Below are 12,465 nucleotides of genomic sequence, written 5' to 3'. Positions count from 1 at the left end.
GTTTATGCCCCGGAGTTGCCATGTCCTTCAGTTGCCCCCTTTGTCATGCGTCGCTGATGCGCTCAGATAAAAGTTATCGTTGTCCGCAGGGACATCAGTTTGATATGGCGAAAGAAGGATATGTGAATCTTCTGCCGGTGCAGCATAAGCGCTCCCGCGATCCGGGCGATAGTGCGGAGATGATGCAGGCACGCCGTGCATTTCTCGATGCCGGACACTATCTGCCGCTGCGGGAGACAGTTGCGCAGATGCTGGATGATATGTTGCCTGATTCGGCGTCCGCCATGCTGGATATCGGTTGTGGAGAAGGATACTACACCGCGCGGTTTGCGGAAGTGGTGCGTGAGAAGGGGGCCGTAACATTCGGTCTCGACGTGTCGAAAGTGGCCATTCGCGCGGCGGCTAAACGCTACGCTGGCGTGACGTACTGCGTGGCTTCAAGCCACCGGTTGCCGTTCGAAGATGCCAGTATGGACGCTATCATCCGCATCTATGCTCCCTGTAAAGCGCAAGAGCTTGCACGGGTGGTGAAACCCGGCGGATGGGTCATCACCGTCACACCCGGCCCGCGTCACCTGATGGAACTGAAAGGGCTCATCTATGATGACGTGCGTCTGCATGCCCCCCATTCTGAACAGCTGGCCGGTTTTACGCTGAAGCAGGAGCAGTCAGTGGCGTATCAAATGGACCTGGAGGGGCAGGAGGCGGTAGCACTGTTGCAGATGACGCCGTTCGCGTGGCGGGCAAAACCGGAAGTTTGGGCGGCGCTAGCGGCCCGGACGACGTTTAGCTGCCAGACAGATTTCAGTATCCATGTCTGGCAGCGCGACGCTTAACCCGCGAAGTGTGCCCAGAGGATCTGGGCACCAATGCCGATCAAAACGATACCGCCTAAGATCTCGGCGCGTTTACCCAGTAGCGGGCCGATAAAGCGTCCGACCATTATGCCCAGCGTGGACATAATCAGTGTTGCACAGCCAATGGCCAGCGCAGTGGCGATAATGTTAACCTGCAGGAAAGCCAGACCCACCCCGACGGCCATGGCGTCAAGGCTTGTGGCGATAGCGGTTGTCACCAGCAGCCAGAATCCATGGCGGTATTGCGGTTCCGCACCTTCATCATCCCCGCCGCGAAAACCCTCGATGACCATTCGGCCACCGAGAAACACCAGCAGAACGAACGCGATCCAGTGATTCCACTCGAGCACGAACTGGCTGGCGAGCATACCCAGACCCCAACCGATGAGCGGTGTCAGCGTTTCGATGGCGCCAAAAATCAGCCCGGTACGCAGTGCTTCTGAGAATTTAGGTTTGTGGAGCGTGGCACCCTTGCCAATGGAGGCAGCAAAAGCGTCCATGGACATGCCAAAAGCGAGAAGGATCGTAGCGGAGATATTCATAACAGCGTCCAGACCGGGGATATCCATATGACACATCACTGCCCCCAGTAAACAGCAGTTGATGTATCTATGGTCTCGCCTGATCTCTTTTGCACCGTAAGCGTGCTGAAAGCGATCCGTACGTGCCACGTTTTTCAACGAGTATGTTGACACGTACATTTCCTGCGTGCAGGAAATCGGCTACTCCCCAACGACGGGCGCAACCTTAACATATTTTGAGAATATAAAACAACATCGAGGAAGGCTTAATTTACTCGCTTTCTTGATAACGATTTTCATTTAGGTTTATGCGTGAAAATATCGTTAATGAATATAAGTCAAAAGAGGATAGCAGATATAGCAACGGCTATATTCAGGGTGAGAAAATAGCGTAATATATAGCCGATGCTATAAATTTAACTTATTGAGTTTTAAGGAGTAATGTGTAGATTTTCTCAAGGTCATCAATATTCTTGACCCGGATGAGCAGGCGGCGTTGTTCTAATTGCATCACTAACACACCGTCTTCGGATAAATTCATCTCTTTAATGCGGTTATATTCTATCCATACGTTGGCGAAGAAGAATCCGTGTTTTTTAAAAATGAGTTTTGGCGAACGGATCCAGAAAAGGTAAATCGCCATTAATGCCAGCGCACATAATAACCATGTGGTTAATATTGCACCGTGGCTGGTGACGTTATTGTAGATCAGAATGACCACCAGACCCGCAAAGATAAACGCATCAATGCGTCCGCGGCGTAAGAGGGGAAGGGTCAGTAGCGTCTCGCCGTGGCGGCGAGGCATAATGAACTCGTCATAGATAGCGTAAGCCAGAAGGGCAACAATAAATAAAACCAGTACGATGTCCGTGACAGTCATTCATCCTCCGGATAACCGATAAAAAACCGGGGGCAAGCCCCCGGCGTCTCACGTTACTGCTTTACAGACCCAGCAGGCCGACAGCGTAGCCCGCGATACCGATGACGAAGAAGCCAACGATGATCCACAGCGGGTTCACCTTCTTACGCAGCAGCCACATACAGGCGAAGGTCAACAGCAGCGGTACCAGGCCCGGCATCAGCTGATCCAGGATAGTCTGCACGGTGGTGACGCGGGTCTGACCATCCTGGCCGGTGATGGTCGATACCACCAGCGGGATGTTCACGTGCGTCCACTTGTTCACCAGTGCCCCCATCACAAACAGGCCCAGGATTGACGCCCCCTCGGTCAGTTTCTGCAGGAAGCCGCCGCCCATATCCTTAACAATATCCACGCCCTTGCGGTAGCCGTAGGCCACGCCGTAGTAACGTGTCAGCAGTCGCACCGCGTTGAACAGGATAAAGAACAGCAGAGGACCGAGCAGGCTGCCGCTCATGGCGATCCCCGCCCCCAGCGCGGCAAAGACCGGACGAACCGTACCCCAGAAGATAGGGTCACCTACACCGGCCAGAGGACCCATCAGACCGACTTTGATACCGTTGATCGCACCATCGTCAATCTCTGCGCCGTTGGCACGCTGCTCTTCCATCGCCAGCGTTACGCCCAGAACCGGCGCGGCTACATATGGATGGGTGTTGAAGAATTCCAGGTGACGCTTAATCGCCTGACGTCGTGCTTCGTTATTTTCCGGGTACAGGCGCTTGATCGCCGGTACCATGGAGAAGCAGAAGCCCAGCGCCTGCATACGTTCGAAGTTCCATGAACCCTGAAACAGGTTAGAACGGATGAACACGCCACGAATATCACCCGGAGTGAGTTTTTTCTCGGTGGTAGTTTTTGTCATATCAACCATTTCGCTCACCTGTTAGTCCAGTTCGTTATCGAGATCGTTGTTACCAGCAGCCTGCGCTGGGGCACCCGCAACGCGGTTATATTTCGGGCTGAGCTGGATGTAGAGAATTGCCATGACGGCACCAATGACACCCAGTGCAACCAGGTTGAAGTTGGTGAATGCTGCGGTCACGAAGCCGAGGTAGAAGAACGGCATCAGGTAGCCTGCGCGCATCATGTTAATGACCATCGCATAACCAACGACCACGATCATACCGCCCGCGATGTTCAGACCGCCGGTGACCACTTCTGGAATGGCGTTCAGCATGCTCTGGACTTCACTGGTACCGACTGAGATCGCAACGATAACCGCCGGAATGGCGATACGCATCGCCTGCAGGAACAGGGATGAAACGTGGATCCAGGAGAGTGCCGTGAGGTTGCCGTTTTCGGCCGCCTTATCCGCCGCGTGCTGGAAAGCAACGGTGATGGTACGTACGATAATGGTCAGAACCTGGCCTGCTGCGGCCAGAGGGATGGCCAGAGCGATACCTGCACCGATACTCTGATGACCGGCAATAACCAGAACGGTCGAAATGATGGAGGCCAGCGCGGCATCTGGCGCAACGGCAGCACCGATGTTCATCCAGCCGAGGGCGATCATTTCCAGCGTACCCCCGATGATGATACCGGTTTTCATATCACCCAGAACGGCACCAATCAACGTACAGGCCACCAGAGGACGGTGGAACTGAAATTCATCAAGTACGGATTCCATACCCGCAATACATGCGACGACGAACACCAGCACAATCTGAAGAGTGGTAATCTCCATTGTACTTCTCCTATTACATAAGCTTTATGTGAAAAACCGGCGCGGGCTTATTTCCCAACTTTACCGATCAAATCCATCATTTTCAGTTTCTGGTCAGTGGAAACTTTACGGGCTTCCAGCTCAATACCGCGCGCATTCAGCTTGTTGAATGCCTCGATATCTTTCGCATCGACTGAAATGGCGTTGTTGACCTGCGTTTTGCCCTGACGGAACGCCATACCCCCAATGTTCACGGAGGTGATTTTCACGCCGCCTTCAACAATGCGCTCAACGTCTGTCGGGTTAGTAAACAGCAGCATTACGCGTTCACCCGCGTATTTCGGGTTGTTGTAAACGCGGATCATCTTGGCGACATCCACCACGTGCGCGGTGACGCCAGGAGGAGCAACCTGAGTCAGAAGGGTTTTACGTACGGTGTCGGCGGCAACTTCGTCGCTGACGACGATAATGCGGCGAACGTTGGTCTCTTTAGTCCAGCGCGTTGCCACCTGGCCGTGGATTAAGCGGTCATCAATACGTGCAAGGCCGATGACCATATAATCATTCGGACCCATGGGTTTTGCCGGTGTAGCCACTTTCGGTGCTGCTGCCGCGGGAGCGGGTTTCTCAACCGGCTGTGCTTTCAGGGCTTTCACGCCTTCACGGCCCGTTTCAACCGCCAGGGCGACAAGCTCATCAAACGTCGGGTTGTCGTCGCGCGCCATAAAGGTTTCCACCAGCATGGGAATATTAACGCCGGCGACGACTTCATAATGCTCTTTATCGACGACAATACGGCTGGCAGCATTGAACGGGCTGCCGCCCCATGTATCAACGAGAAACAGCACGCCTTTGCTGGTATCCAGCTTCGAGAGTTGAGCGTTGTACTTCTCAATCAGCGTCTCGGCGTTTTCACCGGGAACGAAATCGATCCAGCCGACGTTTTCCTGCTCGCCCAACAGCATCTCTGCCGTTTTGAGTAGCTGCTCAGCAGCCCAACCATGTGTGCCTATGACAATAGCAATGGTCACTTGCTACCTCCTTTTATTATCATTAATACGCCTGCCGGGCAGACGTACTGAGAATCGTATTGGCGAACCGAATCGATTCAGATAAGGGTTAGAGTTCAAAAAACTAAGACTTCCGCGAATTATTTTAGACAGTGAAAAAATAATTTATGTGATGAAGATCCGTAATTTAGCTTTCCCGATCGAGAAAATTCTCAACACAAATTTAGTCTTATTGCGTTTTTGCAAAAGAACGTAAATCTTTGCTTAAAACCTGGTGTCTCTGATATGTTTAGCCTCCGTTTACCTGTTCAGGAGTATAGGGCTACAGCCTACTATATGGACCGTCACCGACGTCAGTCATCTTTCAGGCCAATTTGCGCCTTTTTCACCGGCGATCCTCGCCATGTACCGACTCTGTCTTCCTCTGTTTTGCCCACGTTGAGTGGGGCACCGTTTCGTCATTCCTTTAGCAGGAGCTTGTCATGGAATTCTTAATGGACCCGTCAATCTGGGTGGGATTGCTCACGCTGGTGGTGCTGGAGATCGTTCTCGGCATCGATAACCTGGTGTTTATCGCCATCCTTGCGGATAAGCTGCCGCCAAAACAGCGTGATAAAGCGCGTCTGATTGGCCTCTCGCTGGCGCTGGTCATGCGACTGGGACTGCTTTCCGTCATCTCCTGGATGGTCACGCTGACAAAACCGCTGTTCTCCGTCATGGATTACACCTTCTCCGGGCGTGATTTAATCATGCTGATCGGGGGGATATTCCTGCTCTTTAAAGCGACCACGGAACTCCACGAGCGGCTGGAAAACCGTCAGCACGACGATGGACACGGTAAGGGCTACGCCAGTTTCTGGGTGGTGGTGCTGCAGATCGTCGTGCTGGATGCGGTCTTCTCGCTGGATGCGGTCATCACGGCGGTCGGCATGGTGAACCATCTCCCTGTGATGATGGCGGCTGTGGTCATTGCTATGGCGGTCATGCTGCTGGCGTCGAAACCGCTGACGCGTTTCGTCAACCAACATCCGACGGTGGTTGTGCTCTGTCTGAGCTTCCTGCTGATGATTGGTCTGAGCCTGGTAGCGGAAGGTTTTGGCTTCCATATTCCGAAAGGTTATCTGTACGCCGCAATTGGCTTCTCGATCCTGATTGAACTGTTCAACCAGATTGCGCGCCGGAACTTTATTAAGCAGCAGTCGAATCAGCCGCTGCGCGCCCGTACCGCAGATGCCATTCTGCGTCTGATGGGCGGTCGTCGCCAGGTGAACGTTCAGTCTGATACTGAAAACCGTAATCCGGTGCCGGTTCCGGAAGGGGCGTTTGTAGAAGAAGAGCGCTACATGATCAACGGCGTGCTCTCCCTTGCTTCCCGTTCGCTGCGCGGAATCATGACCCCGCGCGGGGAAATCAGCTGGGTCGATGCGAACCTGAGCGTGGATGAAATTCGTCAGCAGTTGCTCTCTTCACCGCACAGCCTGTTCCCGGTGTGTCGCGGTGAGCTGGATGAGATCATCGGCGTCGTGCGAGCGAAAGAGATGCTGGTGGCCCTGGAAGAGGGCGTCAACGTCGAAGCCATTGCGGCTGCATCGCCTGCGATTGTCGTGCCGGAAACGCTGGATCCGATCAACCTGCTGGGCGTGTTGCGACGCGCACGCGGCAGCTTCGTTATCGTCACCAACGAGTTCGGTGTGGTGCAGGGGCTGGTCACGCCGCTGGACGTGCTGGAAGCGATTGCCGGTGAGTTCCCGGATGCCGACGAAACGCCTGAGATCGTCGCCGACGGCGAAGGCTGGCTGGTTAAAGGCACGACCGACCTGCACGCGCTCTCGCACACGCTCGGGGTGGAAAACGTGGTCAACGATGAAGAAGACATCGCGACCGTTGCCGGTCTGGTTATCGCCGTGAACGGGCAAATCCCGCGTATCGGGGATGTGATTGAGTTGCCGCCGCTGCACATTACCATTGTTGAAGCCAACGACTATCGCGTTGATATGGTCCGTATTGTTAAAGAACAATCTGTCCACGATGAAGAAGAATAGCTCTGCTTAACGCAGGGGCATTAAGGGCACAATGTGTCCGTTATGCTGTGCTGGCGGGGGAGCACTTCCCGCCAGCCATTGTGGAAAGTCTCTCAGCGGCATCGGCCGCGCATAGTAAAATCCCTGCAGGACCGATACACCATGGCGGCGCAGATATCGCGCCTGCTCCTCTGTTTCGACCCCTTCAGCCACCAGTTCGATATTGAGTCGCTGACCCAGTGCAATGATGATATCCGTCACCGTTGAATTCACGGCGTCGGTGCCAATGGCAGTGATAAACGACTGGTCGATTTTTAGTACGTCCGGGTGCAGCTTTTCAAGCCAGGAGAGGGAGCTGTTTCCGGTACCAAAATCGTCGATGGCAAGCTTCACCCCTTTGCGATGCAGTTCGCGCACAATACGATATTCCGCATCCGGAAGGGCATCCCGTTCCGTTAATTCAATCACCAGCTGCTGACGCGGGTTAGCGCTGAACCAGAGGCGGTTCAGGTCCTGTAACAACACCGCGTGACGGAAATGGCTGGCTGCGACGTTAATGCCGATGTGAAAACCGGCGCTGGAAGGAAAGTAGTCTATCTGACGTACGGTTTCGGCGAGGACATAGCGTGTCAGAGGGACAATCAGATTATGTTCTTCAGCCAGAGGAATAAACACTTCCGGGGAGATCCACCCCTGTCGCGGGTTATTCCAGCGCAGCAGAATTTCAACGCCGACGCACGCCTGAGTACGGGCATTCACCAGCGGCTGGCAGAAAAGCTCGAATTCCCGGGCCGCAATGCCCATATCAATCTCCCACGTGAAACTCATCCTGTTCGCCGTCGCCAGCCAGGCGAGATAGCCCAGCAGCAGGCTCAGCATAAGACCCAACGGAAGCTGCGCGGGCAGGGTCTTCAGGGCCAGCTCTCCTGGACCTGGCCCGCTGACGATGATGGAGAAGGGGTTGTGGGTGGATGACAGCTGAACAAGCCCGCCAGCCTTTCCGAAAGTCAGGCTATCGGTGACCCGTTGACCATAGCGCAAAAAACGATCGCCCACGGATAACGCCACATCATCAATAAGTGGACGCTCGGGCTCCAGTATCATTCTGGTGATCAAATCAATATTAATGATCTCAATGACGCCATCTTCCCCGTCCTGGGACACCGGGTTCCACTGGATCAAGATCGGACTGCCCTTCATCAGCCACCGATCGGTCGATAAAATCAGCTTCGGCGAGCTGGCGGGTAATTCCGGGAGAAAGTCGCGGATGGGAATATTACGGCTGCCGAAAACGCTGGAGCAATACAGGATACCGTCTTTAATCAGGGCAATGGAGCGTACCGTTTGCAAAATGGCCGCCTGTTTTCGCAGGGCCAAATGTGCCTGAGGGCAGGGCTGACCCACCAGCTGCTGGAACACGCTGCGGCGTTTTTCCAGCGAAAGGAGAAGATTATCCAGAGAGCGAACGGTATGGCTGCTGAAGTCGAGTACCCGCTGCTGGTTAACGTTGCGCTGAGAAATAAAGCGAGCGCCCAGGGTCAGAATGAGCGTAAGGATCGCAACCGTCACACAGACGATAACGCGTTTTCGGCGGTAATGTTTAATGATCGTTTGTGCAGTTTGCATGAACGGTCGCCTGATAAGCCACCAGCCCCAAAAGCCGGACGCAACAGTAAAAGTGTAGTGGGGAAAGCGAAAGGAGACGAGAAAGAGGGGGGAAATTCGCCCATCCGTTGCAGATGGGCGAAAGCGAGTATTAGTCGCACTGCACCTTAATAGCCAGACCACCACGCGACGTCTCACGGTACTTCGCGTTCATGTCTTTGCCGGTTTCGTACATGGTTTCGATGACCTTATCCAGCGACACGCGCGGTTCGCTGGTACGGCGCATCGCCATGCGTGAGGCGTTGATCGCTTTGACAGAGGCAATCGCGTTACGCTCAATGCACGGTACCTGTACCTGGCCCGCGACAGGGTCACAGGTCAGACCGAGGTTATGCTCCATACCAATCTCTGCCGCCACGCAAACCTGTTCAGGGCTTGCACCCAACAGTTCAGCCAGACCGGCGGCAGCCATCGAGCAGGCAACGCCCACTTCACCCTGACAGCCCACTTCCGCACCGGAGATGGACGCGTTCATCTTGTACAGCGCGCCGATGGCCCCTGCCGCGAGGAAATAGCGGATGTAGATATCGGGCGTGACAGGCTCAATAAAGTGATCGTAGTAGGCCAGTACCGCTGGAACGATGCCGCAGGCACCGTTGGTTGGCGCCGTCACGACACGGCCACCGGCGGCGTTCTCTTCGTTAACCGCCAGGGCAAACATGTTTACCCAGTCGACCACGTTCATCGGGTCATTCGAGAATTTATCCGTGGTCACCAGCATACGGCGCAGGGCAGAGGCACGACGCGGCACGCGCAGTGGCCCAGGCAATACGCCTTCGGTGTTCATCCCGCGGTCAATACAGGCGCGCATGGTTTGCCACACGTTAGCAAAATAGTCTTCAATTTCTTTTTTGCTGTGCAGCGCCAGTTCGTTCTGCATAACCATACCGGACAGGGAAAGACCGGTCTCTTTGCAGTACCCCAACATCTCGGTAGCCGACTTAAACGGATACGGGACGCTGACGTCGCCAACGCTGTCTTTGCCAAAATGCTCTTCATCGACGATGAAGCCACCGCCGATGGAGTAGTACGTTTTGCTGTAAATCTCTTTTTCACCGCTCCAGGCATGAATGGTCATGCCGTTTTCATGCAGCGGCAGGTTGTCGCTGCGAAAACGCATGCCGTCATCCTGCGGGAAATCCACTTCATGCTGGCCGTTAGCCAGCAGCAGGCGTCCGCGCGTTTCCACGTCGCGGATAAATGCCGGGATGGCATCAATATCAACAGTGTCCGGCATATTGCCTGCCAGACCCATAATAATGGCGATATCGGTGTGGTGGCCTTTACCCGTTAATGACAGTGATCCGTAAACGTCTACGGCGACACGGGTAACGCTTTCCAGTAATCCTTTTTCGACCAGATCATCGACGAACTGTTTACCGGCCTTCATAGGCCCAACAGTATGGGAAGACGAAGGGCCAATTCCCACTTTAAACATGTCGAATATACTAATCACTTTCACACTCCTGACAGGGTTACCGGGGTTCCAGTAACGATGTTATAACTGCGCATAGTGTAAGAGGGAACACCGACCTCGGCTTAACTATTCACATGAATTAAACTAATGGTTAACGATGGGTTTTGCTAATAGCGCGACGCGGATCGCAAACCTGCAAAAAAGGATGGAATGTAAAGTATAGTCAAGGTTTCAGGCCGATTTGCAGCGCCAGTTCACGAATGATCCCCGCCGTCATGCCCCAGACAAAATAATGCTGATACCAGGACAACCAGACCCGATGATCATGCCCTCGACGCTGAATATCCAGCGGATGATAACGGCTAAGCCGGAGCGCCTCTTCAAGCGGCATCTCAAACACGGCTGACACTTCATCGACGCTGGCGTGATACTGCAGGCCCGGCGGGATAATCCCCACCACGGGCGTGACCTGAAAACCGGTCACGCTGTCGACCGGCGGCAGCACGCCTATCACCTCGACCGCCTCAGGTGGGATGGCCACTTCTTCCTGGGCTTCCCGCAGCGCGGCGGCGATCAGCGACGCATCGGTGCTGTCCACCGCGCCTCCGGGAAAGGCAACCTGACCGGCGTGTTTACGCATATGCGGCGAGCGCTGCGTCAGCAACAGCCCCGGCTGCTCCCGGCGCACCACCGGGATCAGCACCGCCGCCTGACGTTGATTCAGCGTGGCGCGGTTGACCTGCGGTCGCAAAAGCTGAAAGCGCGACAGAAAATCATCCAGCGTCAGGTTCTCTTTCTCCACCGTTAGTTCTCCAGTTGTTTCAGAATACGGTTAACTTTATCAAAGGTTTCCTGATATTCCGCCTCGACCTGGCTATCCGCCACAATGCCACCGCCTGCAGAGCAGTACAGATTGCCGTCGCAGGCCGTCAGGGTACGAATGGTGATGCTGGTATCCATGGTGCCGCACAGGCTGATATAGCCGATACTGCCGCACCAGGCGTTGCGGCGGTGCGGTTCCAGTTCGTCGATGATCGCCATCGCGCGAATTTTGGGGGCTCCGGTGATGGAGCCGCCCGGAAACGCGGCGCGAAGCAGATCGCAGGCGGTGCGCGTGGCGGGCAGGCGCGCGGTAATGGTGCTGACCAGATGATGTACCGCCGGGAAAGGCTCGACGACGAACAGCTCCGGCACGCGCACGCTGCCGGGTTCGGCGACGCGGCCAATATCGTTACGCATCAGGTCGACGATCATCAGGTTCTCGGCGCGATCTTTCGGCGATGCGGCGAGTTTCTCCGCCTGCTGGCGATCGGCGTTGGGGTCCGCCAGACGCGGTAGTGTGCCTTTAATCGGGCGGGTTTGAATGACCCCTTCGGCCAGATGAATAAAGCGCTCTGGCGACAGGCTGAGGATAGCGCCCTGAGGCAGACGTACGAATGCGCTGAACGGCGCCTTGTTGCTGGCATTAAGACGGGAAAACGCCTGCCACTCATCTCCGTGATAAGTCGCCTGGAAACGCTGGGCAAGGTTCACCTGATAACAGTCGCCGCTTTGCAGATACGCCTGAACGCGCGCGAATTTTTCAGCGTATTCCGTCCCGCTCATATTCGAGCGCCAGCCAGAGGTCAGCCTGAACGTCTGGGCCGGGGCGGGCTGTTGCGCTTCAAGCCAGGCCAGTCGCGCCTGCACGTCACTATGGCTCAGCAGAGAAACCGTTTTTTTCTGGTGATCGACAATTAACGCCCAGTCATACAGCCCCACGGCCATGTCTGGCAGGGAAATATCAGCCTGCGCATGCTCGGGCAGCGTTTCGAAACGGCGACCCAAATCGTAGCCAAACAGACCAAGCGCGCCACCCTGAAAAGGGAGATCCGGGTCTGGTGTGGCGGATAAGCCTAACGCGTTGAGCGCTTGCTGAAGCTGCATCAGGGGATCGTCCGTCGGCGCCAGGTCATCGGTTGTCAGCGTTTTAAGCGGGTCGGCAACCAGAATATCAAAGCGGCTGTAGGGGTGATCCGCATGGCCAGAATGCAGCAGCATGGCAAAGGGAAGGTGGCTTATGCGGGCAAACCAGAACTCCGCGGCGTCAGCACGCCAGGGCAACGTCAATACAGTGGGGAAGCGCATGTTCATGTGTGGCATACTACCGGGCAGCGTGAAATAATTAGCGCGAATAATTTAGCAGGAGTTGACGATGTTTGCAGGTTTACCTTCTCTGAGCCATGAACAGCAGCAGAAAGCGGTTGAGCGAATTCAGGAACTGATGTCCCAGGGAATGAGCAGCGGACAGGCGATTACCGTCGTCGCTCAGGAGATTCGCGCCAGTCATTCCGGCGAGCGGATTGTGGCGCGATTCGAAGATGATGATCCAGAAGATCAAGAGGAGTGA

12 protein-coding genes and 1 riboswitch are annotated in these 12,465 nt (G+C 55.1%); of the genes, 3 read left to right on the top strand and 9 right to left on the bottom strand.

From position 1 onward, the window contains the following. The first annotated feature begins 20 nt into the window (after window positions 1-20). Window positions 21-836 (top strand): 23S rRNA (guanine(745)-N(1))-methyltransferase, encoded by an 816-nt coding sequence (gene rlmA, locus L3068_RS13720; protein WP_032636216.1) that lies wholly within the window; start codon window positions 21-23, stop codon window positions 834-836. On the opposite strand, the gene mntP is transcribed toward rlmA, so the two are convergent. The 5 genes from mntP to manX form a co-directional block, all read right to left on the bottom strand. Then, entirely contained in the window at window positions 833-1,399 is a 567-nt protein-coding gene (gene mntP / locus L3068_RS13715) for a manganese efflux pump MntP (RefSeq protein WP_014884281.1), read from the bottom strand. The genes rlmA and mntP overlap by 4 nt on opposite strands. 10 nt (window positions 1,400-1,409) lie before the next feature. Next, window positions 1,410-1,600, bottom strand: a riboswitch (yybP-ykoY riboswitch). A 199-nt stretch (window positions 1,601-1,799) separates the two neighbouring features. Beyond that, window positions 1,800-2,258, bottom strand: a complete 459-nt coding sequence (locus tag L3068_RS13710) for a DUF986 family protein (protein ID WP_047026974.1) — start codon at window positions 2,256-2,258, stop codon at window positions 1,800-1,802. 61 nt (window positions 2,259-2,319) lie between these two features. Next, window positions 2,320-3,171, bottom strand: a complete 852-nt coding sequence (locus L3068_RS13705) for a PTS mannose transporter subunit IID (protein WP_006810994.1) — start codon at window positions 3,169-3,171, stop codon at window positions 2,320-2,322. 12 nt (window positions 3,172-3,183) lie between these two features. Beyond that, complete coding sequence (manY, locus tag L3068_RS13700) at window positions 3,184-3,984, bottom strand: PTS mannose transporter subunit IIC (RefSeq protein ID WP_008500490.1); 801 nt, start codon at window positions 3,982-3,984, stop codon at window positions 3,184-3,186. A 47-nt stretch (window positions 3,985-4,031) separates the two neighbouring features. Beyond that, window positions 4,032-4,994 carry a PTS mannose transporter subunit IIAB gene (gene manX / locus L3068_RS13695; RefSeq protein WP_014884279.1) on the bottom strand — a complete coding sequence of 321 codons (963 nt, stop codon included), beginning with the start codon at window positions 4,992-4,994 and terminating at the stop codon, window positions 4,032-4,034. A 461-nt stretch (window positions 4,995-5,455) separates the two neighbouring features. Here manX and yoaE point away from each other — a divergent pair, with 461 nt between their 5' ends. Beyond that, complete coding sequence (yoaE, locus tag L3068_RS13690; protein WP_014884278.1) at window positions 5,456-7,015, top strand: CNNM family cation transport protein YoaE; 1,560 nt, start codon at window positions 5,456-5,458, stop codon at window positions 7,013-7,015. 6 nt (window positions 7,016-7,021) lie between these two features. Here yoaE and pdeD read toward each other — a convergent pair whose 3' ends face one another. From pdeD to pabB, 4 genes are all read right to left on the bottom strand, one after another. Next, entirely contained in the window at window positions 7,022-8,620 is a 1,599-nt protein-coding gene (gene pdeD / locus L3068_RS13685; protein WP_117580413.1) for a cyclic di-3',5'-guanosine monophosphate phosphodiesterase PdeD, read from the bottom strand. A gap of 130 nt (window positions 8,621-8,750) precedes the next feature. Further along, window positions 8,751-10,115, bottom strand: a complete 1,365-nt coding sequence (gene sdaA, locus L3068_RS13680) for an L-serine ammonia-lyase (protein ID WP_023330634.1) — start codon at window positions 10,113-10,115, stop codon at window positions 8,751-8,753. A gap of 184 nt (window positions 10,116-10,299) precedes the next feature. Beyond that, window positions 10,300-10,878: a CoA pyrophosphatase gene (locus tag L3068_RS13675; protein ID WP_014884275.1), complete on the bottom strand. Its 579-nt coding sequence runs from the start codon at window positions 10,876-10,878 to the stop codon at window positions 10,300-10,302. A gap of 2 nt (window positions 10,879-10,880) precedes the next feature. Further along, window positions 10,881-12,209, bottom strand: a complete 1,329-nt coding sequence (gene pabB, locus L3068_RS13670; RefSeq protein ID WP_117580411.1) for an aminodeoxychorismate synthase component 1 — start codon at window positions 12,207-12,209, stop codon at window positions 10,881-10,883. A gap of 61 nt (window positions 12,210-12,270) precedes the next feature. On the opposite strand from pabB, the gene L3068_RS13665 reads away from it, so the two are divergent. Continuing rightward, window positions 12,271-12,465, top strand: a complete 195-nt coding sequence (locus tag L3068_RS13665; protein WP_014884273.1) for a YoaH family protein — start codon at window positions 12,271-12,273, stop codon at window positions 12,463-12,465.

The sequence above is a fragment of the Enterobacter cloacae complex sp. ECL414 genome (assembly GCF_021869685.1).
Lineage (GTDB): Bacteria > Pseudomonadota > Gammaproteobacteria > Enterobacterales > Enterobacteriaceae > Enterobacter > Enterobacter kobei.
The sequence above is the reverse complement of the archived record's forward strand: the minus strand, read 5'-3'. Positions and strand labels throughout refer to the sequence as shown.